The sequence below is a fragment of the Georgenia thermotolerans genome (assembly GCF_009193185.1).
In the GTDB taxonomy this organism is placed as follows: domain Bacteria; phylum Actinomycetota; class Actinomycetes; order Actinomycetales; family Actinomycetaceae; genus Georgenia; species Georgenia thermotolerans.
The window spans coordinates 1-23,965 of sequence record NZ_VUKF01000034.1; the positions used below are offsets into that span (position 1 = coordinate 1).

The 23,965-nt window shown below is 73.8% G+C and carries 18 protein-coding genes; 2 read left to right on the forward strand and 16 right to left on the reverse strand.

Features of this window, described 5'->3' with window-relative positions:
- The first annotated feature begins 859 nt into the window (after positions 1 to 859).
- Entirely contained in the window at positions 860 to 2,674 is a 1,815-nt protein-coding gene (locus GD970_RS15220; protein ID WP_152203753.1) for an L-lactate permease, read from the forward strand.
- A 263-nt stretch (positions 2,675 to 2,937) separates the two neighbouring features.
- Here GD970_RS15220 and glcF read toward each other — a convergent pair whose 3' ends face one another.
- From glcF to GD970_RS15290, 14 genes are all read right to left on the reverse strand, one after another.
- Positions 2,938 to 4,410 carry a glycolate oxidase subunit GlcF gene (glcF, locus tag GD970_RS15225; protein WP_152203788.1) on the reverse strand — a complete coding sequence of 491 codons (1,473 nt, stop codon included), beginning with the start codon at positions 4,408 to 4,410 and terminating at the stop codon, positions 2,938 to 2,940.
- A gap of 167 nt (positions 4,411 to 4,577) precedes the next feature.
- Positions 4,578 to 5,834, reverse strand: coding sequence for an FAD-binding oxidoreductase (locus GD970_RS15230; protein ID WP_152203754.1), 1,257 nt, complete (start codon positions 5,832 to 5,834; stop codon positions 4,578 to 4,580).
- Complete coding sequence (locus tag GD970_RS15235) at positions 5,834 to 7,294, reverse strand: FAD-linked oxidase C-terminal domain-containing protein (RefSeq protein WP_152203755.1); 1,461 nt, start codon at positions 7,292 to 7,294, stop codon at positions 5,834 to 5,836. Before GD970_RS15235 ends, GD970_RS15230 begins: the two co-directional genes overlap by 1 nt.
- A 64-nt stretch (positions 7,295 to 7,358) precedes the next feature.
- Positions 7,359 to 8,945, reverse strand: coding sequence for a malate synthase A (aceB, locus tag GD970_RS15240; RefSeq protein WP_152203756.1), 1,587 nt, complete (start codon positions 8,943 to 8,945; stop codon positions 7,359 to 7,361).
- A 332-nt stretch (positions 8,946 to 9,277) separates the two neighbouring features.
- Positions 9,278 to 9,754 (reverse strand): peroxiredoxin, encoded by a 477-nt coding sequence (locus tag GD970_RS15245; protein WP_152203757.1) that lies wholly within the window; start codon positions 9,752 to 9,754, stop codon positions 9,278 to 9,280.
- 65 nt (positions 9,755 to 9,819) lie between these two features.
- The gene (gene alc, locus GD970_RS15250; RefSeq protein WP_152203758.1) at positions 9,820 to 10,929 is read right to left on the reverse strand and encodes an allantoicase; all 1,110 of its coding nucleotides are present in this window, start codon (positions 10,927 to 10,929) and stop codon (positions 9,820 to 9,822) included.
- Positions 10,926 to 12,299 carry an allantoinase AllB gene (allB, locus tag GD970_RS15255; RefSeq protein WP_152203759.1) on the reverse strand — a complete coding sequence of 458 codons (1,374 nt, stop codon included), beginning with the start codon at positions 12,297 to 12,299 and terminating at the stop codon, positions 10,926 to 10,928. Before allB ends, alc begins: the two co-directional genes overlap by 4 nt.
- Positions 12,296 to 13,513 carry a glycerate kinase gene (locus GD970_RS15260; protein WP_152203760.1) on the reverse strand — a complete coding sequence of 406 codons (1,218 nt, stop codon included), beginning with the start codon at positions 13,511 to 13,513 and terminating at the stop codon, positions 12,296 to 12,298. Before GD970_RS15260 ends, allB begins: the two co-directional genes overlap by 4 nt.
- Positions 13,514 to 13,517: 4 nt before the next feature.
- A complete protein-coding gene (gene gcl / locus GD970_RS15265; protein WP_152203761.1) occupies positions 13,518 to 15,293 on the reverse strand; it encodes a glyoxylate carboligase in 1,776 nt (591 codons plus the stop codon).
- 17 nt (positions 15,294 to 15,310) lie between these two features.
- Positions 15,311 to 16,192, reverse strand: coding sequence for a 2-hydroxy-3-oxopropionate reductase (locus tag GD970_RS15270; RefSeq protein WP_152203762.1), 882 nt, complete (start codon positions 16,190 to 16,192; stop codon positions 15,311 to 15,313).
- A 100-nt stretch (positions 16,193 to 16,292) separates the two neighbouring features.
- Positions 16,293 to 17,111 (reverse strand): hydroxypyruvate isomerase family protein, encoded by an 819-nt coding sequence (locus tag GD970_RS15275; RefSeq protein ID WP_152203763.1) that lies wholly within the window; start codon positions 17,109 to 17,111, stop codon positions 16,293 to 16,295.
- A gap of 128 nt (positions 17,112 to 17,239) precedes the next feature.
- Complete coding sequence (locus GD970_RS15280) at positions 17,240 to 17,641, reverse strand: allophanate hydrolase-related protein (protein WP_152203764.1); 402 nt, start codon at positions 17,639 to 17,641, stop codon at positions 17,240 to 17,242.
- Positions 17,642 to 18,898 (reverse strand): DUF6986 family protein, encoded by a 1,257-nt coding sequence (locus GD970_RS15285; RefSeq protein WP_152203765.1) that lies wholly within the window; start codon positions 18,896 to 18,898, stop codon positions 17,642 to 17,644. It abuts the gene before it with no gap.
- Positions 18,895 to 20,352 (reverse strand): NAD-dependent malic enzyme, encoded by a 1,458-nt coding sequence (locus GD970_RS15290; protein WP_152203766.1) that lies wholly within the window; start codon positions 20,350 to 20,352, stop codon positions 18,895 to 18,897. Before GD970_RS15290 ends, GD970_RS15285 begins: the two co-directional genes overlap by 4 nt.
- A gap of 112 nt (positions 20,353 to 20,464) precedes the next feature.
- Here GD970_RS15290 and GD970_RS15295 point away from each other — a divergent pair, with 112 nt between their 5' ends.
- Positions 20,465 to 21,211: an IclR family transcriptional regulator gene (locus tag GD970_RS15295; RefSeq protein ID WP_152203767.1), complete on the forward strand. Its 747-nt coding sequence runs from the start codon at positions 20,465 to 20,467 to the stop codon at positions 21,209 to 21,211.
- Positions 21,212 to 21,252: 41 nt separating this feature from the next.
- On the opposite strand, the gene GD970_RS15300 is transcribed toward GD970_RS15295, so the two are convergent.
- Together GD970_RS15300 and pucL are read right to left on the reverse strand one after the other, a co-directional pair.
- The gene (locus GD970_RS15300) at positions 21,253 to 22,920 is read right to left on the reverse strand and encodes a nucleobase:cation symporter-2 family protein (RefSeq protein WP_211489937.1); all 1,668 of its coding nucleotides are present in this window, start codon (positions 22,918 to 22,920) and stop codon (positions 21,253 to 21,255) included.
- A 28-nt stretch (positions 22,921 to 22,948) separates the two neighbouring features.
- Positions 22,949 to 23,908, reverse strand: a complete 960-nt coding sequence (gene pucL / locus GD970_RS15305) for a factor-independent urate hydroxylase (protein WP_152203768.1) — start codon at positions 23,906 to 23,908, stop codon at positions 22,949 to 22,951.
- Positions 23,909 to 23,965 lie beyond the last annotated feature (57 nt).

Here is a 23,965-nt window from a genome sequence, read left to right on the forward strand (position 1 = left end):
CAAACCAGACCGGCCGGCACGACGACGCCCACGAATCCATATGGCATCAAAAACTTGGCACACTGTTGAGTTCTCAAAGAACAGACACACACCATCAGCAGCCAGGAACCCAGTTCCCAACCCCTCCGGGGCAACCTCTCAATCTTAACCAACCCGGCCCGGCCTGTCAACCCGCCACTCTGAGTGGCGAACCATCACGCACTGGTTCCGAACTGGCCACCCCACCAGCAGACACGGCAACGCCATGACCACTAGATCCGGGGGCTTCCCGCGGGACCGGCCACCATCTCGGTGTCCGTGCCTCCCTGGCGGGACTCCGAAATATTAGGCAGACCCCGAACCGACGGTCAAACCACCGGCACATGGCCTGCGCCACACCACGGCCACCCCCACCGGCGCGGCGGTGACCCGGACCAGCTCCAGGCGCCACAACCTCCACACCCCACCTGGCGCCGTCCCAGGGCACCGACGGCGGCGGTGCCGGTGAGGGCGGGACCGCCCGGCGGACGCATCGCCCGCACCCTCGCCGAGCCGCGGTCGGGCTCCGCACCGCCCGAGAGAACGTCGTGGGCACCGGCGGCGTACGACGGAGGAGCGGCTCTCGGGGAGAGCCAGCGGCTCGCGCTGGTCCCGGGACGCCGGCTGGGTCCGGGAGGAGTTCGTCTGGGAGACGCCGTCAAGGGATTCGTGTGTCGGCGCCCGCCGGCAGGCGCCTCCCAGACATTGGGGGTCGCCAGATAGAAGGCCTGTCCCATATGTCCGAATACCAGTACGGTGCTGTCCCGATAGGCGTGGACTGATTATTCCGTGACGTGAAAATCCGTTCGACCCGGCAACGACGCCGGCACCAGGGGGGCCCATGGACAACCTCGCCGTACTCGCATTTTTCGCCCTGCTGCCCATCCTCGTGGTGGGTGCACTTCTTCTCTGGCTGCGTTGGCCGGCCAAGTACGCCATGCCAGTCGGTCTGGCCGTGGTGGTTGCCGTCGCCACCGCCGTGTGGCAGATGAGCTGGAACACGATCGCGGCCTCGGTGGTCCAAGGCCTGCTCATCGCCGTCGGGCTGTTGTGGATCGTCTTCGGCGCTCTCCTGCTTCTCGAGACGATCACCAAGAGCGGCGCGCTGCAGTCGATCCGCGCGGGGTTCACCACCATCAGCCCCGACCGCCGCGTCCAGGTCGTCATCGTCGCCTGGCTCTTCGGTTCCTTCATCGAGGGAGCGGCGGGGTTCGGCACGCCGGCGGCCGTCGTGGCGCCCCTGCTGCTGGCGCTCGGCTTCCCTGCCATGGCGGCGGTCATGGCAGGCCTGATCATCCAGTCCACACCCGTGAGCTTCGGCGCCGTCGGCACGCCGATGATCACCGGCGTCGGCACCGGCCTCTCGGGCACGGACGGGAGCTTCGTCCCGAGCGTTCAGGCCCGGGCGGACGCGCTGGACCTGGACCGCGCCGGCTTCATCGCGCACACCGCGACCCAGGTGGCCACCGTCCACGCCCTCGTCGGCGTCCTCGTGCCGCTGTTCCTCGTGTGCCTCATGACCGGATTCTTCGGGGAACGGCGCAGCTTCCGTGCCGGGCTCGCCGTTGCCCCGTTCGCGCTGTACGCGGCCCTGGCGATGATCGTTCCCTACCTGGCGGTTGCCTACCTGCTCGGCCCCGAGTTCCCGTCGATGATCGGCGGTTTCGTCGGGCTCGTCGTCGTCATGTACACGTCCTCCAGGGGCTTCCTCATGCCCAAGGACGTCTGGGACTTTCCGCCACGGGAACGCTGGAGCCACCGCTGGTCCGGTTCGGTCAATCCCGACGCCGAGATGGCGCCGGGGGCCAGGATGCCGCTCGCCCTCGCCTGGAGCCCCTACGTCATCGTCGCGGCACTGCTGCTCCTGACGCGCAATGTCCCCGCCCTCAAGACGTTCCTCACGGGCCCGGCGGTCATCAAGGTCAACAACATCTTCGGGTCCGAGATCTCCCAGAACATGGACCTGCTCTACTCCCCCGGCGCGATCTTCCTCCTGGCGTGCCTGGCCACCTACGTCCTGCACCGGATGACCGGCCGGCAGATCGGCGCCTCGTGGAAGGTGGCGAGCGGTCAGCTCGCGGGTGCGGCGTTCGCGCTGCTGTGCGCGCTGCCGCTGGTGCGGATCTTCATCAACTCGGGCGGCGCCAACAACGCCGCCGGGCTCGACTCCATGCCCATCACCCTCGCCGAGGCCGCGGCCAACGTGACCGGCGAGGGCTGGCCGGTCCTGGCTCCGTTCATCGGGGCGCTCGGGGCGTTCGTCGCCGGCTCCAACACGGTCTCGAACATGATGTTCGCCCTCTTCCAGTACTCCACCGGTGAGGGCATCGGCGCCACCAGCCCCGAGACGGTCGTGGCCATCCAGGCTGTCGGCGGCGCGGCGGGCAACATGGTGGCGGTGCACAACGTCGTGGCTGCGGCGGCCACCGTGGGTCTGCTCGGGCGGGAGGGCGACCTCATCCGCAAGACGGTCATCCCGATGACCTACTACTGCCTGGCGGCCGGCTCCATCGGGTACATGTGGATCTTCGGGATCGGGCTGAACGTGGGAACCATCGTGTTCGTGCTCGTGCTCGCCGCCCTGGCGGTCACGGCCTGGCAGATCACCACGAAGAGGGACGCCGTCAACCCCGAGCTGGAGCTCGCGAAGATCTGACGTGACGGTCGGGGCCCTGCCCGCGGGACGGGGCCCCCGACCGGCGCCGCTCTCGCGCAGCGGGCGCCAGGCGGATGGGTGCACCACCGCGGGCCAGGTGGGCGGCGGGTGCACCGCGGGCCAGGTGGGCGGCGGGTGCACCGCGGGCCAGGTGGGCGGCGGGTGCACCGCGGGCCAGGTGGGCGGGCGCCGGTGGTCCGCCTGTGGCTACGTGCCGGTCGCCCGTCAGGCGGGTGCGTGCCCGTCAGGCGGGTGCGTGCCCGTCAGCCGCCGCAGCCGCCCGGCTGCCCACAGGCGCAGGTGCCCTTCGCCAGGCTCACCGCGGTCGCCGCTGCCGCCGCCGCAGCCACCGGGGCGGCGGAGCGGGTCGCCTGCGGCGCCTCCTGCAGCAGGGTGTCGACGCTCTTGCCCAGCAGCGAGGCGTCGAGGACGCGGACCATGTGCGCCGTCGACATGTGCAGGCCGCGCCGGCCGAGGGCGTCGGTGATCTGCAGCAGGCAGCCCGGGTTGGACGTCACCAGCAGCTGGGCCCCCGTGGCCGCCACGTTGGCCGCCTTGCGGTCGCCGAGCTCACGCGCCGGCTCCGGCTTGACGAGGTTGTAGATCCCCGCAGAGCCGCAGCACAGGTCCCCCTCGGCGATCTCCTTGATGGTCAGGCCCGGGATGGCGCCCAGCAGCTGGCGCGGTTGCGACCGGACCCCCTGGGCGTGCGCGAGGTGACAGGCGTCGTGGTAGGCGACCGTCACCGGCAACGGGTGCCGCGTGGCCACGGGGCCCAGCTCGACGAGGACCTCGGCGATGTCCCGCACCCTGGCGGCGAAGTCGCGGGCCCGGTCGGCGTACTCGGGGTCGTCGGCGAGCAGGTGGGCGTAGTCCTTCATCGTCGAGCCACAGCCGGCGGAGTTGACGACGATGCGCTCCACCCCCGCCTCGGTGAACGCGTCGATCAGGGCCCGCGCGTACCGCAGCCCCTCCTCCTCCCGCCCGGCGTGCACCGACAGCGCGCCGCAGCAGCCCTGCGCGGGCGGGGTGACGACGTCGCAGCCCTCCATGTTGAGGACGCGGACGGTGGCGGCGTTGACGCCGGGGTAGAACTCCCGCTGCACGCAGCCCAGGAGCAGCCCGACCGTCATCCGCCGCGGGCCCTTGGCGGGCGAGAGCGGCGGAATGCGGACCTGCCGCTCGATGGGCGGGGCGATGGCCGCCATCGTGGCCAGGCTCGGGGAGATCTTCTCGAGGACCCGCGTGCGGCGCACCGCCCGGCTGAGCCCGCTGCGCTGGTACAGCGCCAGCGGGCCGCGCATGAGCCGCAGCCGCTCCGGGTGCGGGAAGAGGGCGAAGATGGCCTCGCGCAGGGCCCGGTCGCCGAGCGACCGGTGCTGCGCCCCGCGCCGCTCGACCTGCTGGCGGGTGGCCTCGATGAGCTTGTCGTACTGCACGCCCGAGGGGCACGCCGTCACGCACGCCATGCAGCCCAGGCACCGGTCGATGTGCTGCACCAGGGACGGGCTCATCGGCTCGCCCTCGAGCCCCTCCTTCATGAGGTAGATGCGGCCGCGCGGGGAGTCCATCTCCTCGCCCCACAGGTTGTACGTCGGGCAGGCGGGCAGGCAGAACCCGCAGTGCACGCAGTCGTCGATGAGGTCACGCGAGGGCGGGTGGTGGTCGTCGAACGCGGCCATGCCGAGCACGTCGGGCAGGGTGGTGGTCGCCTGTGCGGGCGCCGCCTCACCCATCTGGCCCTTCGGGCTGGCGACGGCGCCCATGTCGCCCGCGCCGGTGGTGGCCGCGTCCCGCGGCGTGCCCCTCGTGCCCTCGGGGCGCCCGTCCCCGGCGGAGCGCCCGCCGGTCGCCCCGTTCCCCGAGCGTGCGCCGGTCGACCCGTTCCCGATGTCTCCGCGCATCAGATCCCTCCCACGAAGCGCCCGGGCGCGAGGTGGCGTCCGGGATCCAGCCGCTGCTTGACCGCCCGCATGAGCTCCAGCCCGCCCACCGGGCCCCACACGTCGAGCCCCTCCCGCAGCGCGGCGGGCGCGGAGAGCACGGTGACGGTGCCCTCCCGGGGGCTCGGGGCGGCGGCGCGCAGACCGGCGACGACGCCGGCGAGGGCGGCCGCGTCCGGCGCGGTGATCCCGGCGTGCAGCACCCCGGCCGCCGTGCCGCGCAGCGCCACGCCGGCCCCGTGCGCCTGCTCGGCCGCGCGCGCCGCGGCCAGCAGGTCCGCCACGCCCGTCAGGGTGGCGGTGGCCTTGGCGAGGACGTCGCCGTCGGGCAGGCGGGCCCACCAGGCGGGTTCCTCCCCCACCGTGCCGCCGACCAGCGTCGCGGCGTCCGCGGCCCGGGCGGCGACGGCGTCGTCGGTGCCCTCGAGCAGGACGGCGAGGGTCGCCTCGTCGGCGCCGGCGGGCCGGTCGATCTCGACCGCGGCCGGGGCCAGCTGGGAGGCGACCACCGCCCGGGCGCGCTCGGCCACCTCCGCCAGCGGGCCGGTCCAGAGCACGTACGCCCGGGCCGGGCGCATCGGGTGCAGCCGGAACGCGGCGCGCACGATCACGCCGAGGGTGCCGTAGGCGCCGGTCATGAGCTTGGCCAGGTCGTACCCGGCGACGTTCTTGACGACCTTGCCGCCCGAGGAGGCGACCGTGCCGTCGGCGAGCACCACGGTGGTGCCCAGGACGAGGTCGCGCAGCGCCAGGCGCTGGAGCCGGCGCACCCCGCTGGCCCCGGTGGCCAGGGCGCCGCCGACCGTCGACCCGCCCTCCAGGCGCTGGCGCGGGACGTCGGCGACCAGCTCCTGCTCGGCGCGGCCGACGTGGGCCTGCAGGTCCCGCAGCGCCAGCCCGGCCTCGGCGACGACGACGAGGTCGCCGGACTCGTGCTCGACGAGCCGGTCGAGCCCGCGGGTGTCGAGCAGCAGGTCGACCCGTTCGGGCGGGCAGCCCCAGCCCAGGGCGGTGCCCGCGCCGCGGGCGACGGTGACCAGCCCCTGCCCGGTGGCGGTGCGCAGCAGGGCCGAGACCGCCTCGACCGTGGTCGGGCGGGCCACCACGGCGGCGGGGACGCCGTCGACCGTGTCCTCGGGGCCGGCCTCGCGGACCTCGCCGGCACCGTCGAGGCTACGGACCAGCGCGCTCAGATCGGGTGCGGTGACCGACGACATCAGAACACCTCCGCCAGTCCGGCCTCCTGCAGCGGGTGGGCGCCCTGCCGCCGCCCGGGCCGCTCGCCGCACAGCCGCGGCGTGGGGAAGACCTTGCCCGGGTTGGAGATGTTGTCGGGGTCGAACGCGCACCGGACCGCCTGCATGGTCTCGAGGTCCGCGGCGGTGAACATCTTGGGCATGTACCGGGCCTTGTCCGCGCCCACGCCGTGCTCGCCGGTGATCGAGCCGCCGTTGGCGATGCACAGCTCGAGGATGCCGCCGGCGACGTCCTCGGCGCGCTCGGCCGCCCCCTCCTCGGCGTCGTCGAAGAGCACCAGCGGGTGGAGGTTGCCGTCCCCGGCGTGGAAGACGTTGGCCACCCGCACGTCCCGCTCGGCGGCGAGGTCGGCGATCTGGCGCAGCACCTGGGGCAGGGCGGTGCGCGGGATGACCCCGTCCTGGACGAGGTAGTCGGGGCTGATCCGCCCGACGGCGGCGAAGGCGGACTTGCGGCCCTTCCAGATCAGGGCCCGCTCGACGTCGTCGGCCGCGATGCGCGTCTCGAACGCCCCGTTGGCCTCGCAGTGGCGCAGCACCTCGGCGAGCTCCCCGGCGACGTCCGCCGCGGCGCCGTCGAGCTCGACGACGAGCACCGCGCCTGCGCCGGCGGGGTACCCGCACGCCACCGCCTTCTCGGCGGCCTCGATGGCCAGCGCGTCCATCATCTCGATGGCGGCGGGGATGACCCCGGCGGCGATGATCGCCGAGGTCGCCGCCCCGGCGTCGTCGGTGGAGCGGAACCCGGCGAGCACGGTCTGGACCTCCTGCGGCAGCCGGGTCAGGCGCACGGTCACGGCCGTGACGATCCCGAGCGTGCCCTCGGAGCCGACCAGGGCGCCGAGCAGGTCGTAGCCGGGCGGGTCGGGCGCCTTGCCCCCGATCTCCACCCGCTCCCCGGCCGGGGTGACGACGTCGAGGCCGACGACGTGGTTGGTGGTGAAGCCGTACTTCAGGCAGTGCGCGCCGCCGGAGTTCTCCGCGACGTTGCCGCCGATGGAGCACACGGACTGGCTGGAGGGGTCGGGGGCGAAGTAGTAGCCGTCGGGCGTCGTGGCGCGGGTGAGCGCGAGGTTGATGACGCCCGGGTCCACGACCGCGCGCTGGTTGGCGGCGTCGATCTCGCGGATCTGGCGCATCTGCGACATCACGATGAGCACGCCCTCGGCCCGGGGCAGGGCGCCGCCGGACAGGCCGGTGCCCGAGCCGCGCGCCACGAAGGGCACCTGCCCCGCGGCGCACGCAGCCACCGCCGTGGCGACGTCGTCGGCGTCCCGGGCGAGCACGACGAGCCCGGGCACCACCTTGTACTGGGCGAGACCGTCGCACTCGTACGTGCGCAGGCGGTGGCGGTCGGTGATCACCTGCTCGGGCCCCAGGGCCGCGAGCAGGGTCTCGGTGACGCGGGAGAGCGGTGACACGACGGCAACCTCCTCGTTGACGACGCCGGCGGCCGGGGCCCGGAGGTCCGGGCCCCGGTTCGTGTCAGGACATGCGCTGGTACGCCGGGAGCGTGAGGAAGTCGGCGTAGTCGTCGGCGACGGCGACCTCGAGGAACGTCTGGCGCGCCTCCTCGTAGTCGGCCGGATCGCCGGGCAGCTTGGCGATCTCCTCGTCGGCGATGCGCTCGACCAGCTCACGCGTGACCCGGTGGCCCGTGTCAGCAAGCGTGACATCGTTGTGCAGCCACTGCCAGACCTGCGAGCGGGAGATCTCCGCCGTCGCGGCGTCCTCCATGAGGTTGAAGATCGCCACCGCGCCGAGCCCGCCGAGCCAGGCCTTGAGGTACTGGATGCCGACCGAGACGTTGTTGCGCAGCCCGGCCTCGGTGACCTCGCCGGGGGTGGAGGCGACGTCGAGGAGCTGGGCGGCCGTGACGTGGACGTCCTCGCGCTTGTTCTCGATCTGGTTGGGCCGGTCGCCGAGGACGGAGGTGAAGACCTCCTTGCACACCTCGACCATGCCGGGGTGGGCCACCCAGGAGCCGTCGAAGCCGTCGTTGGCCTCGCGGGTCTTGTCGTCGCGGACCTTGGCGAAGGCCACCTCGTTGACGGCCTCGTCCCGGCTGGGGATGAACGCGGCCATGCCGCCGATGGCGTGCGCGCCGCGCTTGTGGCAGGTGCGCACGAGCAGCTCGGTGTAGGCGCGCATGAACGGCACGGTCATCGTCACGGAGTTGCGGTCGGGCAGGAGGAAGTCCTTGCCGCGGGTCCGGAAGGACTTGATGACGGAGAACATGTAGTCCCAGCGCCCGGCGTTCAGCCCCGAGGAGTGCTCGCGCAGCTCGTAGAGGATCTCCTCCATCTCGAAGGCGGCCGGGTAGGTCTCGATGAGCACGGTGGCCCGGATGGTGCCGCGCGGGATGCCGAGGAAGTCCTGGGCGAGGACGAACGCGTCGTTCCACAGCCGCGCCTCGAGGTGAGACTCCATCTTGGGCAGGTAGAAGTACGGGCCCAGGCCCTTCTCGATCTGGCGCAGCCCGGCGGTGGCGAGGTAGAGCGCGAAGTCGACCAGGGAGCCGGAGGTCTCCTCGCCGTCGACGAGGATGTGCTTCTCGGGCAGGTGCCAGCCGCGGGGGCGCACGATGATCGTGGCCAGCTCCTCGTCCGGCTTGAGCGCGTAGGTCTTGCCGTTCTCGGCGGTGAAGTCGATGGTGCGGTTGATGGCGTCGAGCAGGTTCAGCTGCCCGCCCACGACCGAGGTCCACTGCGGGGTGTTGGCGTCCTCGTGGTCGGCCAGCCACGCCTTCGCGCCGGAGTTCAGCGCGTTGATGGTCATCTTCTTGTCGGTGGGGCCGGTGATCTCCACGCGCCGGTCCACCAGGCCGGGCGCCGGCGGGGCGACCTGCCAGGAGTCGTCCTCCCGGATGTGCGCCGTCTCGGGCAGGAAGTCGAGGGTGCCGCCGTTGGCGAGGTCCTCCACCCGGCGCCGCCGGGCCTCCAGCAGCTCCAGGCGGCGGCCGTTGAGCTCGCGGTGGAGGCGGGCGATGAGGTCGAGCGCGCGGGGGGTGAGGACCTCCTCGTAGCGCTCGCCCAGCTCGCCGGTGATGCTGAGCCCGTCCGGAGTCTGCACGATAGTCTCCCTCGATTTCGTGATGCGGAATTGCAGATCTTCTATGCGAAAACCCTACGTGACGCGCTTCACGACGGTCAACGGCGCGCGACGGCGCCTGACGAGGGCTCCGGCGGGCCTCGCGGAGGGGCCGCCGGCGCCCCCGGCACCAACCTCTGCCGGTATCTCAGGGTCGCTCATGCCCGGGCCGTTGTCAGCCCGTCCGCCGAACCTCGTCGCCCCTGCCTCGGCCCTCCTGCCGCCCCGGCGGAGCCCGCGCCGGCTCCCCAGCACGCCGAGGACCTCGCCCGGCACGGCCGGACGAGGTCTTCGGCGAGGCGAGCGTCGTGGCGTCAGGCGCCCACGAGCGCCTCGCGCAGCTCCGCGACGTGCCCGCGCGCCTCGACGTCGTAGCGGGCCAGGCGGACGGTGCCGTCGGGCGCGACGACCACCGTGGAGCGGCGGACGCCGTCGAACGTGCGCCCGTCCCGGGTCTTCGGCCCCCACGCGCCGTAGGCGTCGGCCACGGCGTGGTCGGCGTCGGAACCGAGCGGGTAGGTGAGGTGCTGCTCGGCGGCGAAGGACGCGAGGTCCTCCACGGGGTCGGGCGAGACCCCGACGACGGCGTAGCCGGCGCCCTGCAGGGAGGCCAGGTTGTCCCGGAAGTCGCAGGCCTCCGTCGTGCACCCGGGGGTGCCCGCCTGGGGGTAGAAGTACACGATCACGCCGGCCGGGCTGGCGGCGCGCAGGTCGGCGAGGGACACCGACCCGCCGTCGGCGGTGGTCAGGGTGAAGTCCGGGGCCGGGTGCCCGGGGGTCAGGGCGGCCATGGGGTTCTCCTTTCGCTGGCTCGTGCCGCCGGGGACGGCACGACGGGGATCCGGGGACGACGGCGTCACGGCAGCGCGCGCTGCCACCGCTCCTCCGCGAGCGCGCGGCCGGACGCGCTGGCCTCGCCCCACAGCCGCAGCCGGCTCAGCCCGCCGTCGGGGTAGACGTCGAGACGCACGTGGGTGGCCTCCACGGCCCGCTCGACGAGGAGGCGGTGACGGGTGTCGGGCACCACCGGGCGGCGCGCGACGATGTCGGTCCACGCGGCGGGGTCGTCGAGGTCGGCGGTGCGGGCGTCGGCCACGGACAGGCGCACCCAGCCCGGCGCGTTGCCCACGTAGTAGCCGGTGTCGACCTCGACGTGGCGCACGGTGCCGGGCAGGGCGAGCGCGAAGACGGCGAAGTCGTTGCCCTCTCCGCGCCGGCGGGCGTTCTCCCAGCCCTCCCCCATGTTCCGGGCGCGCCCGGGCAGGATGACGTGGGCGGGCGAGGAGTAGAACGCGTCGGAGGTGCGCTCGAGCCGGCCGCCGTTCTCGGCGGCGACGAGGTCGACGGTGCCGTCCAGGAAGCGCGGGTCGGCCACGACCTCGCCGTGCACCCGCAGCCGGGCGACGCCGCCGTCGGGGTAGATGGACAGGCGCACGTGCGTCCAGCAGCGCTCGTCGATGACGGTGTAGTAGTTCTTCGTGTCCCCGGCGCAGTCGGCCTTGGCCACCAGGGTCGTCCACTCGGCGTCGGCCAGCTGGGCCGCCGAGGGGTAGTCGGGCACGTGGGCGGCCTCGACGGAGACGAAGGGCGGGTAGTTCCCCCGGAACCAGGCGGTGTCGACGACCACGCCGCGGACGATCCCCGGCGCGCCCAGGCGCACGATCGCCCAGTCGTGGCCGGGCTCGCGCCGGCGGCGGGTCTCCCAGCCGTCGTACACCTTGCCCTTGTGGCCGAAGTCGGCGGGGTCGAAGGCCGGCTCGCCGACGGTGATGAGGTTCTCCCGCTGGGCGAACAGCTCGTCGCTGGCCGAGACCACCGAGGCGCCCAGGGCGCGGGAGGCCAGGTCGGTCAGGGTGGTGAAGGCGGCGCCGGCCGCGGCGGTGCTCGCGGTCGCGCCGTCCGCGGTGGCGGCGGGCGCGCCGGTCGCGCCGGTGGTGGGGGTGGCCGGGTCTACGTGGGTGCTCATGCCTCTCCTCGTCGCAGCAGCGTCCCGTGCGGGACGTCGGTGATCGCGCGGCCGCGCAGGAGGGTGCTCCTGACGACGCCGTTGAGGCGGCGGCCGGCGTAGGGGGTGATCGGGTTCTTGTGGTGCAGGCGGGTGGGGTCGACGACGAACTCCTCCTCGGGCGCGAACACCGCCAGGTCGGCGTGCCGCCCGACGGCGATGGCGCCCTTGCGCTCCAGGCCGACCAGCGCGGCCGGTCCCGTGGACATCCAGCGCACGACGTCGGCGAGGGGCACGCCCCGCCGGCGGGCCTCGGACCACACGGCGGCCAGGCCGAGCTGGAGGGAGGCGACCCCGCCCCAGGCCTCGCCGAAGTCGCCGGTGTCCAGGGCCTTGAGGTCGACGGTGGAGGGCGAGTGGTCGGTGACGACGATGTCGATGGTGCCCTCGGCCAGCCCCTGCCACAGCCGGTCGCGGTTGCCCTCGTCCCGGATGGGCGGGCAGCACTTGAAGGCGGTGGCGCCGTCGGGGACCTGCTCGGCGGCGAGGGTGAGGTAGTGCGGGCAGGTCTCGACGGTGAGCCGGACGCCCTCGGCGCGGGCAGCGGCGATCAGCGGCAGGGCGCCGGCGTCGGAGAGGTGCAGGATGTGCGCCCGGGCGCCGGTGCGGCGGGCGGCCTCGATGACGGTGGCGATGGCCGCCGCCTCGGCCCCCGCGGGGCGGGAGGCGAGGAAGTCGGCGTACCGGGGTCCGTGGGGATGGGGGGCGCCGGCGACGACCCGGGGGTCCTCGGCGTGGACGATCATGAGGGCGTCCAGGGCGGCGAGCTCGCGCAGGTCGCGCTCGAGCTCCTCGGGCTCGAGGTGGCCGAACTCCGGCACCCCGGAGTCGATGAGGAAGCACTTGAAGCCGAACACGCCGGCCTCGTGCAGGGGCCGGAGCTGCCCGGTGTTGCCGGGGACGGCGCCGCCCCAGAAGCCGACGTCGACGTAGGCGGCGGCGCGGGCCCGCTCCTGCTTGACCTCGAGCGCGGCGACGTCGGTGGTCGGCGGGACGGAGTTGAGCGGCATGTCGACGATGGTGGTCACCCCGCCCGCGGCGGCGGCGCGGGTGGCCGAGGCGAACCCCTCCCAGTCGGTGCGGCCGGGCTCGTTGACGTGCACGTGGGAGTCGACCAGGCCGGGCAGGAGCACCTCGTCGGGGTCCAGGTCGACGGTGCGCGCGCCCGGAAGGCCCGCCCCGAGGGGGGCGACCTGGGCGATGACGCCGTCGGCGACGGCGACCTCGGCGGGCGCGAACCCGTCGGGGAGGAGGACGCGCTCGCCGCGCAGGACGAGGTCGTGGCGCGGCCCGGGCTTGGCGGTGGCGTGGGCGGGGGCGGGACTGGTCATCGGTGTCCTCTCGGGGCGAGATCCGCGACGATGCGGGGGGCGAGCTGCTCGAGGAGGGGGCCGGCCTCGGCGATGCACCGGGCGGGGTCGGGCTCGAGGTCGGTCAGGGCGTGCACGGCGAGCAGGCCGGCGGCGCGCGCCCGCTCGGGGGCGAGGGTGGTGCGTCCGCACACCGCGACGGTGCCCACGCCCAGCGCGGCCGCGGCGGCGGCGACGCCGACGGGGGCCTTGCCGTGCAGGGACTGCGCGTCCAGGCTGCCCTCGCCGGTGACGACCAGGTCGGCGCCGGCGGCCCGGCGGGCGAAGCCGGCGAGCTCGAGGACGACGTCGATCCCGGGGCGGCGCTGGGCGCCGAGGAGCAGGCAGGCGAAGCCCACTCCCCCGGCGGCGCCGGCCCCGGGGCGGCCGGCGAGCTCGCGGGCCGCGGCGGCCGTGGCGGTGCCGGTGCCCGCGGTGCCGGTGCCCGCGGTGCCCGCCGCTGGGGCGCTGCCGGCCGCGGGGCGGGCGGCGGGGACGGGCGTGTGGGCCAGGGCGGCCACCCAGGTCGTCAGCCCGTCCTCGAGCAGCGCCACGGTGGCCGGGTCGGCGCCCTTCTGCGGGCCGTAGACCGCGGCGGCGCCGCGCGGGCCGAGCAGCGGGTTGTCGACGTCGCTGGCCAGCACGAGGCGGGCGGCGGCCAGGCCCGGGTGCAGGCCGGCGAGGTCCACGGCGAGGAGGTCGCGCAGGGCGGCCCCGCCGTCGGGCAGGTCCCCGCCCTCCCCCACCAGGCGGGCACCCAGAGCGGCGAGCATGCCCGCCCCGCCGTCGGTGCTGGCCGACCCGCCCACGCCGACCACGACCGTGGTGGCGCCGCCGTCCAGGGCGTGGGCGACGAGCTCGCCCACGCCGCGGGAGGTGGCGCGCCGGGCGGTGCCGGGGTCGGGGGTGAGCATCTCCAGCCCCGACACCGCGGCCATCTCCACCACCGCCGTCGTCCCCCGCACGGCGTAGCGGGTGGCGACCGGCGCGCCCAGCGGGCCGGTGGCGCGGAGGCGGACCTCGGTGAACCCGGCGGCCAGCGCCGCCGCCACGGTGCCCTCCCCGCCGTCCGCCACGGGCAGCTGGTCCACCTCGACCGCGGGCGCGGCGGCGCGCAGGCCGGCGGCGAGGTGGGCGGCGACGTCGGCGGCGGGCAGGGACCCCTTGAACTTGTCGGGGGCGAGGAGGACCATCATGCGCTCAGTCCAGCAGCGCCAGGGCCGTGGGGGAATCCTCCGGGCTGAGCGCGAGGTCCTCGAACTCGTTGACGCCGTCGAGCTCGACGCCCATGGCGATGTTCGTGACGCGCTCGAGGATGACCTCGACGACGACGGGCACCTGGTGCTCGGCGGCCAGCGCGCGGGCCTTGCCGAAGGCGGCGGGGAGGTCCTCGGGGTCCTTGACGCGCAGCGCCTTGCAGCCCAGGGCCTCGGCGACCTTGACGTGGTCGACGCCGTACCCCTCGGTCTCGGCCGAGTTGATGTTCTCGAAGGCGAGCGAGACCTGGTAGTCCATGTCGAAGGCGCGCTGGGACTGGCGGATCAGGCCCAGGTAGGCGTTGTTGACCACGACGTGGATGTAGGGCAGGTGGTGCTGGGCGCCCACGGCCAGCTCCTCGAGCATGAACTGGAAGTCGTAGTCGCCCGAGAGGGCGACGACCTCCGCCTCGGGCCGGGCGGTGGCCACGCCGAGCGCGGCCGGGCCGGTCCAGCCCAGCGGGCCGGCCTGGCCGGCGTTGATCCAGTGCCGCGGCCGGTAGACGTGGAGCAGCTGGGCGCCGGCGATCTGGGACAGGCCGATGGTCGTGACGTAGACGGTGTCCCGGCCGAAGGCACGGTTCATCTCCTCGTACACCCGGTGCGGCTTGATCGGCACGTCGGTGAAGTGGGTCTTGCGGAGCAGCTTGCCCTTGCGCTCGGCGCAGGCGGCCACCCACTCCCGGCGGTCGGGGACGCGTCCGGCCGCGCGGCGCTCCTGGGCGACCTCGACGGCCAGGGCGAGGAAGGCCCTGGCGTCGGAGACGATGCCGTAGTCGGGGGCGAAGACGCGGCCGATCTGGGTGGGCTCGACGTCGACGTGGACGAAGGTGCGGCCCCGCCGGTAGGTCTCCAGGCCGCCGGTGTGCCGGTTGGCCCACCGGTTGCCCACGCCGAGGACGGCGTCGGACTCGAGGAAGCTGGCGTTGCCGTAGCGCTGGGATGTCTGAATGCCCACCATGCCGGCGGTCAGCGGGTGGTCGTCGGGGATGGCGCCCCAGCCCATGAGGGTGGGCACGACCGGCACCTGGAGGGTCTCGACGAGGGTGACGAGCAGGTCCTCCGCGCCGGCGTTCACCACCCCGCCGCCGGCGATGATCAGCGGCCGCTCGGCGGCGGCGAGCATGTCGAGGGCCTTCTCCACCTGCGCCCGGGTGGCGGCGGGGTTGACCACCGGCAGCGGGGCGTAGGTGTCGGGGTCGAACTCGATCTCGGTGAGCTGGACGTCGATCGGCAGGTCGATGAGGACCGGGCCGGGGCGTCCCGAGCGCATGAGCTGGAACGCCTTCTGGAAGACGCCGGGGACCTGGGCAGCCTCGAGGACCGTCTTCGCCATCTTCGTCACCGGCGCGGCGATGGCGGCGATGTCGACGGCCTGGAAGTCCTCCTTGTCGAGCTTGGCCACCGGCGCCTGGCCGGTGATGCACAGGATCGGCACGGAGTCCGCCTGGGCGGCGTACAGGCCGGTGATCATGTCGGTGCCGGCGGGCCCGGAGGTGCCGATGCAGACGCCGATGTTGCCCGGCGCGGCCCGGGTGTACCCGTCGGCCATGTGCGAGGCGCCCTCGACGTGGCGGGCGAGAACGTGACGGATGCCGCCGTGCTTGCGCATGGCGTCGTAGAGGGGGTTGATGGCGGCGCCGGGCAGGCCGAAGGCCTGGGTGGCGCCCTCCATCTCGAGGATGGCGACCGCGGCGTCGACCGCGCGCATTCGGGGCATGGTGGCCTCCAGGGTGGTCAGGAGGCGCGGCCGGAGAGCCGCGCGAGGGTGCGGAAGAGCGCGGAGTGGTCCAGGGAACCGTCGCCGTTCGCGCGGGCGGCGCCCATGAGCTGGGCGACGGTGGCGCCCAGCGGGATGGTCACACCGGCCTCGCGGGCGGCCGAGGTGACGATGCCGAGATCCTTGTGGTGCAGGTCGATGCGGAAGCCCGGCTCGAAGGAGCGGTCGAGCATCTTCTGCGCCTTCTGGTCCAGGACCGCCGAGCCGGCCAGCCCGCCGCCGAGCACCCGCACCGCGGCGGCGGTGTCGACGCCGTAGGCCTCGAGGAAGAGGATCGCCTCGGCGAGCAGGCCGATGTTGCCGGCCACGATGAGCTGGTTGGCCGCCTTGACCGTCTGGCCGGAGCCGGAGGGGCCCACATGCACGATGGTCTTCCCCACGGCCTCGAGGTAGGGGGTGGCGGCCTCGAAGTCCTCCGCGCTGCCGCCGACCATGATCGACAGGGCGGCGTTCTTCGCGCCGGCCTCCCCGCCCGAGACGGGGGCGTCCAGGAGGCGGAAGCCGCGCTCCGTGGCCTGCCCGGCGAGCTCGGTGGTGACGTCGGGGCGGATGGTCGAGAAGTCGATGACGAGCGTGCCGGGCCGGGCGTGCGCGAAGACGCCGTCCTCGCCGGCGAGGACGTCCACGACGTCCGGGGAGTCCGGGACCATGGTGGCGACGACGTCGGCCTCGGCGACGGCCTCGGCCACCGAGCCGGCCGCGCTGCCGCCCGCGGCGACCAGCGGCTGGGTCTTCTCGGGGCTGCGGTTGTAGCCGATGACGCGGTGGCCGGCGTTCTGCAGGTGGACGGCCATGGGGCTGCCCATGATCCCGAGGCCGATGAACGCGATGGTGCTCATGTCAGTCCTTCCGTAGGGCGGTGCGGCGGGCGCGGGTCGCGCGGCGTCCGGCGTTGCGGGCGCGGGGCGCGCGGTGCCCGGGCCCGCGAGCCGGGTGCGGTCAGCGGGTGGGGACGCCGGAGCGCTGCTCGAGCGGCAGCCAGGCGAAGGGGTCGGCGTCGTCGGTCTTGTACTCCAGCGCCACGGGCCCGCCGTAGCCGCCGCCGCGCAGGTCGTCGATCCAGGCCTGGAGGGGCAGCTCGCCGCTGCCCGGCGCGCCGCGCCCGGGCGCGTCGGCGATCTGGACGTGGGCCACGCGCTCGCGGTAGGCGGCGATCTCGGCCGGGACGTCGGCGCCGTTGACGGCGAGGTGGTAGACGTCGAGCAGCAGGCCGAGGTTCGTCTCGCCGTGCTCGGCCGCGACGCGGTCGAGCACGGCCACGACGTCGGCGGAGGTCTTCAGCGGGTAGGCCGGGGTGCCGGAGACCGGCTCGAGCAGGACGGTGCCGCCGATGCGGGCGACGGCGCGCGCGGCGCGGGCGAGGTTCTCCGCGCCGAGCTCGTCCTGGGCGGCCGGGTCGACGCCGTCGACGCGGTTGCCGTACAGGGCGTTGAAGGCCCGGCACCCGGTGCGCTCCCCGATGGCGGTGACGACGTCGAGGTTGGCGCGCAGCTCCTCGGAGCGCTCCGGCCAGGACACCAGGCCCCGGTCGCCGGCCGGCATGTCGCCGGCGGCGAAGTTCAGCCCGGTCAGCTGCACGCCCGCGGCCTCCAGGGCGCCGACGAAGGCGTCCACCTCGCCGGCGTCAGGCGTGGCGGAGGGGAAGGGCCACCAGAACTCCACGCCCGCGAAGCCGGCGGCCGCGGCGGCGGCCGGCCGCTCGAGCAGCGGCAGGTGGGTCAGCAGGATGGAGCAGTTCACCGCGTACGGCACGGACATCGGCGTCTCGCTTTCACCATTCGGAATCTTACTTCCTTGTACTGAAAGATTAGAGAAGAGCCCGGCCGGGGTCAACCCCCGGCCGGGCTCTGGTTTCGCTGCGTGCGGAGGGGCGCTCTCCGCGCCGCCTACGGGGTCACGGCCGCGTCCGGCCGCGTCGCCCGGTAGGCGCGCCAGCCGCCGTGGTCGGTGATGTCGCGGTGGCGGTCCCGCTCCGCCGGGCGCAGGGCCATGGCCAGCGCGGCCGAGCCGTCCTCGAGCTCGACCACGCTGAGCTCGAGCTCGCCCGGCTCGTCCGGCAGGAACCAGCGCAGCAGCGTCGTCAGCGGCACGTCGTACAGCTCTCCGGGCACCTGGGCGCCGGGGGCGCCGACGGCGTCGGCCTCGACCATGCCGGGGAACTCGTCGCGCACCGAGTACAGCCGGTAGCGGGCGGCGGTGCGCACTTCGCCGAGGAAGGGGTGCGCGGCGATGTTGTGGTGCACGGCCCCGCCGCGCATGCCCTCGCCGTTGACGAACAGGACGGGCACTCAGACCACCGCCCCGGGACGGCGCAGCAGGTCGCCCAGCGCGGCGGGGTCCACGCCGGCCGCGTCGAGCTCGGCGTCGTCCACGGCCCCGCAGTCCAGGCCCCGGCTGAGGAACCAGGCCAGCGCCCGGGCCGTGGCCGGCTCGTCCAGGACGGCACCCTCGACCCGGCCGAGGTAGTTCCGCAGCCGGCCGGTCGCCTCCGCCAGGCCCTGACGGTAGAAGGCGTACGTCGCGGCGAAGCGGGTGGGCAGCTGGGCCGGGTGGAGGTCCCAGCCCTGGTAGAAGCCGCGCTCGAGGGAGCGACGCACCAGGCGGGCGTGCAGTGCCCAGGCGGAGCGCACCTGCTCCGGCGCGCCGACGGGCAGGACGTTGGTGGACCCGTCCGACAGCCGCACGCCGGTGCCGGCCGCGGCGACCTGCATGACGGCCTTGGCGTGGTCGGCGGCCGGGTGCTCCATGCTCTGATAGGCGGCGGCGATGCCGAGGGAGGCGGAGTAGTCGTACGTGCCGTAGTGCAGCGCGCTGACCCGCCCCTCCCCCGCCCGGATCATGCGGGCGACCCCGGCGGTGCCGTCGGGGCCGACGATGGCCTGGGGCGTCTCGACCTGCACCTCGAAGCGCAGCCGGCCGGCCGGCAGGCCGTGGGCGCGCTCGAGCGCGCCGCACACTGAGGCCATCGCGGCGACCTGCTCGACGGCGGTGACCTTGGGCAGGGTCAGCTGCAGCCCGTCGGGCACGTCGCCGCCGTCGAGGAGCGCGGCGAGGAAGAGGTCGAGGGTGCGCAGGCCCCGGGCGCGGGTCGCCGCCTCCAGGCTCTTGAAGCGGATGCCGGCGAACGGGGTGGCCACCCCGGTGACCAGCTCCTCGCGCAGCGCCCGGGCGGCGGCCACGGCGACGTCGTCCTCGGCGTCGCCGTGGTCGCCGTAGCCGTCCTCGAGGTCGATGCGCAGGTCCTCGATCGGCTCCCGGTCGAGCTTGGCCAGCACGCGTTCGCCGACGGCCGCCCGGAGCGGGGCCGGCACGGCGGCGGCGTCGAGGACCGCCTCGATGCCGCCGACAGCCTCGACCGCGGCGCGAGCCTGCGCGCCCCACTCCCGGGCCAGCCCGGCCCGGTAGCGGTCGGCGGGGACGTAGACGGTGTGCACCGGCTGGCGGGAGGTGTCCTCCCCGGGGTAGTCGCGCTCGAGGCGCGCGTCGACGGGAGCGAGGGCGTCCTCGACCGCGCGGCGCGTGGCCTCGTCCAGCCCGGCCCTCATCGCCCGGCTCCGACGACGCCGGCCTCACCGCGGACGGCGGGCGGCGCGGCGTCGGCGGCACGGCGCTCGCCGTCGCGCTGGGCCTGCTGGCGCACCGCCTCGGCGACGGCCTCGGCGACGCGGTGGTCGAAGACGCCGGGGATGACGAAGGCGCTGTTGAGCTCCTCCGGGCTGACCACCTCCGCGATCGCGACCGCGGCCACGCGCAGCATCTCGTCGGAGATGTGCGAGGCCCCGGCGTCCAGCAGCCCGCGGAACAGCCCCGGGAAGGCCAGGACGTTGTTGATCTGGTTCGGGTAGTCGCTGCGCCCGGTGGCCACCACCGCCGCCGTCTGCCCCGCCTCGATCGGGTCGACCTCCGGGGTGGGGTTGGCCAGCGCGAACACGATCGCCCCCTCGGCCATCCTCGCCACGTCCGCCCCGGTCAGGATGTTGCCCGCGGAGACCCCGATGAACACGTCCGCCCCCACCAGGCCCTCGCGGAGGGAGCCGGTGAGCTGGTCGGGGTTGGTGTGCTCGATGATCCAGCTGCGGTGCGGGTCGCCGTTGCCGACCCCGCGGTGCAGCGCGCCGTGCCGGTCGAAGCCGATGATGTTGCGGGCGCCCTGGGCCTTGAGCAGCTTGATGATCGCCGACCCCGCCGCCCCCACGCCCGAGACGACGATGCGCACGTCCTCCATCTTCTTGTCCACCACCTTCAGCGCGTTCAGCAACGCCGCCAGCACCACGATCGCCGTGCCGTGCTGATCGTCGTGGAACACCGGGATGTCCAGCTCCTCACGCAACCGCGCCTCGATCTCGAAGCACCGCGGCGCCGAGATGTCCTCCAGGTTCACACCCCCGTACACCGGCGCCAGCGCCTTGACGATGGAGATGATCTCCTCGGTGTCCTTGGTGTCCAGGCACACCGGCCACGCATCGACGTTGGCGAACTGCTTGAACAACGCCGCCTTGCCCTCCATCACCGGCAACGCCGCCGCCGGGCCGATGTCCCCCAGCCCCAGCACCGCCGTGCCGTCGGTGACCACCGCCACCGTGTTCCGCTTGATCGTCAGCCGCCGCGCGTCCTCCGGCTTCTCCGCGATCGCCAGGCACACCCGCGCCACCCCCGGCGTGTACGCCCGCGACAGGTCCCGCCGCGTCTTCAGCGGCACCTTGGCGTTGACCTCGATCTTCCCGCCCAGGTGCAGCAGGAACGTCGAGTCGCTCATCTTCAGCACCCGCACACCCTCCAGGGCGTTGAGGGCGGCGACCACCTGGTCGCCGTGCTCGGCGTCGACCGTGTCGCACGTGACGTCCACGACGAGCTGGCTGGTGGCGGAGTGGGCGATGTCCACCCCGGTCACCGCCGCGCCGGCCTCGGCCACGGCCGCGACGAGCATGCTCGTGGCGCGCTGAGAGGCGGGCACCTCCACGCGGAGGGTGATGGTGTAGCTGGGACTGGGCATGGCCATGACGGGCCGTCCTTTCGGCTGACAGCGACTTTCGTTATGTGGAAGAATATTTCTGCGCGCCTCGAACGGCGTGCAGGCCCGCCGGGCGCACCCGGCACGAGGGAGGCGAAGCATGGCGGATGGCGTGCAGTCCGTGGACCGGGCGATCGACCTGCTCGAGATCATGACCGACCTCGGCGGCGACGCGGCGCTCAGCGAGCTGGCGACCAGCTCGGGCCTGCCGCTGCCGACGATCCACCGCCTCATGCGGACGCTGGTCATGCGCGGCTACGCCCGCCAGCTCCCCTCGCGCCGCTACACCCTGGGCCCCCGGCTCATCCGGCTGGGCGAGAGCGCCGGCCGCCAGCTCGGCGCCGGGGCCCGCCCCCACCTCGAGCGCCTGGTCCGCGAGCTCGGCGAGTCCGCGAACCTGGCGATGATCGACCGCGACATGGCCGTCTACGTCGCCCAGGCATCCTCGCAGCACTCGATGCGCACGTTCACCGAGGTCGGGCGGCGGGTCTACTGCAGCTGCACGGGCGTCGGCAAGGCGGTGCTCGCCCAGCTGCCCGACACCACCGTGCGCGAGATCGTCGGGCGCACCGGCATGCCGGCGGCCACCGACCGGTCCATCACCAGCGTCGACGCGCTCCTGGAGGAGATGGCGAAGGTGCGGGACCAGGGGTACGCCGTCGACGACGGCGAGCAGGAGATCGGCGTGCGGTGCTTCGCGGTGCCCGTCCCCCACGCCCCGACGCCGTCGGCGCTGTCCATCTCCGGGCCGGCGGCCCGGGTGTCCTTCGAGTTCGGCGAGCAGGCCCTGCCGCTGCTGCACGAGATCGCCGGCAAGATCTCCGAGGAGCTGATCACCGCCCGCTGAGGCGGCGCGGGCACCGGGGACCGCCGCCCGCGCCGCCGGGCTCATGACGCCCGCCGGCCGGGACGGTTCTCCGTCGCGCCCGCGGGGCTGAGGTCGGACCCCGTGGCCGGCGCCCCCGGGGCGTCAGCGGGCACGGTGCCCGGGCGAACCGGGAGGACGTCCGCCACGCCGTCGCCGTGGAGGTCGAGCGCCTCGAGAGACCCCGACCGCCGGCCGTGCCCGGAGCGGACGCGGGCGCGCCGCTCGGCGCTGCGGCGGGCCTCCTGCTCCGCCCGCAGCCGCTCGTCGAGGCGGGCGAAGTAGTCCGCGCGCCGGCGCTCCTGCTCCTCGGCCACGACCAGGCGGGCGGAGGAGCCGGCGGTGAAGACCGACGGTTGCCTGCTCCGCCCCCACCGCAGCTCGTTGAACAGCAGGTTGAGCACGACGGCGACGACCGCGGCAGCCGAGATGCCCGAGTGGAAGACCATGCCCACCCACTGCGGGAAGCCGTCGTAGAACGTCGGGGCGACGATCGGGATGATCCCGAAGGAGACCGCGACGGCGACCAGCACGAGGTTGAGGGTGTTGTCGTACTCGACCTTCGACAGGGTGCGGATGCCCGAGGCGGCGACCGAGCCGAACAGGACGATCCCCGCCCCACCCAGGACCGGCGGCGGGATGGCGGCGACGACGCGGCCCAGGACCGGCAGCAGGCCCAGGACGAAGAGCACCGACCCGCCGGCCGCCACGGCCCACCGGGACTTGATGCCGGTGATCGCCACCAGCCCGACGTTCTGGGCGAAGGCCGAGGCGGGGAAGGAATTGAGCAGCGGCGCGAGGGTGGTCGCGGCCATGTCCGCCCGCACGCCGTCGCCCACCCGCCGGGGGTCGACCTTGGTGCCGACGATCTCGCCGACGGCGATGATGTCGGCGGTCGTCTCGGTCATGATGACGACGACGACGATCGTCATCGAGATGATCGCGCCGGCCTGGAACACCGGGGTCCCGAAGGCGAACGGCGTGGGCAGCGCCGCGACGGGGCCGTTGCCCACGGCGGAGAAGTCCGCCATGCCCAGCGCCGCGGCGAGCACCGTCCCGGCCACGATGCCCAGCAGGATCGACAGCCGGGAGATCGTGCCCTGCAGGAACCGGCTGAGGAGCAGGACGACGACCAGCGTGACGATCGCGAGGGCGATGTTGGCCACCGAGCCGTAGCCGGGCGCCTGGGCGGCGCCGCCCATCATCCAGTTCACCGCCACCGGCAGCAGCGACAGGCCGATGACCGTGATGATGGTGCCGGTGACCACCGGCGGGAAGAACCGGATGATCTGGGCGAAGAACGGGCTGATGATCAGCCCGATCGCCCCGGCGACGATGATCGAGCCGAAGACGGCCGGCAGGCCGCCGTTGTTCGTCACGATGGCGACCATCGTCGAGACCGAGGCGAACGAGGTGCCCTGGATGAGCGGCAGCTGGGAGCCGAAGAAGGGGATCCCGACCGTCTGCAGGAGCGTGGCCGCGCCGCTGACCAGGAGGGCGGCGGAGACGAGGATGCCGACCTGGGCCCCGTGGAGCCCGGCCGCCTGGCCGATGATGAGCGGCGGCGCGATGACGCCGCCGTACATCGTCATGATGTGCTGGAGGCCGTAGAGGAACGTTCGCCCGACGGAGTACTTCTCGTCCTCGGGCCGGTGGCCCTTCGCGAGGACGGGAGCCGCGATGGTGGTCATGTCGTGCTCCTTGGTGGGGTGGCTCCGGTCAGCAGAAGCCCGTCACGGTCGCCCAGGCCCGCGGCTCGGGGGTGACGTCGGAACGCTTCACCTCCGCCTCGATGAGCCCGTACGGCCGGTCCGCGGCGTAGAAGACCTCGTTCGGGTTCTCCAGCCCGAACGGCGTGAAGTCGACGAGGAAGTGGTGCAGGTTCGGCATGGAGAACTTGATCTCGCCGATCTCCGGGTGGGTCTCCAGGACCCGCTTGCCCATCTGGTACAGCGTCTGCTGCAGCGCCAGGGAGTGCACGTCCGCGAAGGTCTCGAGCATCACCCGGCGCACGTCGTCGTAGGCGGCGTTGAAGTCGATGTCCGTGGTGGTGTAGCGCCAGCGGGCGGTGACGGAGGTGGCGAGGATCCGGTCGTCCGTCTCCACCAGGGTGGTGTAGCGGTCGCGCGGGAAGCCGTGGAACTCCGAGCCGGTGGACTTCAGCACCGACAGGTCCTCGAGCCCGGCGACGACGAAGACCTCGTCGCCGTCGCGCTGGACGACGGCGGTGCGGGTCTCGGTGCCGGCCTTGACGAAGGCGTGGTTGTGCTCGCCGTCGGAGGCGTTGTTGGCCAGCGAGGTCGGGATGTGCTCCCAGGTGTACTCCTTGACCTCCCAGCGCCCGCCGGTGACCCAGTCGAAGGAGGAGGTGAAGTGCTCGGCCAGGCGCATCGCGAACAGCTCCGGGGAGCCGATGCCGTCCTTGGCGAACGCGAAGATCGTGTTCTTCTGCGTGTCCGTGGCCACCACCGGGGAGTTGTCGCCCTGGGTGTGGGCGACGGTGAAGTCCCCGCGCAGCTGGGAGGTCACCGACAGGTCGGTGATGCAGTGGCGGGGCTTGTCCCGGTCGACCTTGACGACCCGGACCTCGGCCTTGCCGTACTGGTTGTCGCCCAGGACGATCGTGCCGTCCTGGCCCGCCGCGGCGGCGTGGGCGGGGGTGGCGATGGTGTCGCTCATTGTCTAGCTCCTTCGATAGGTCGTGCGACGGTGCAGGGGTCGGTGGGCTGGGTGTGA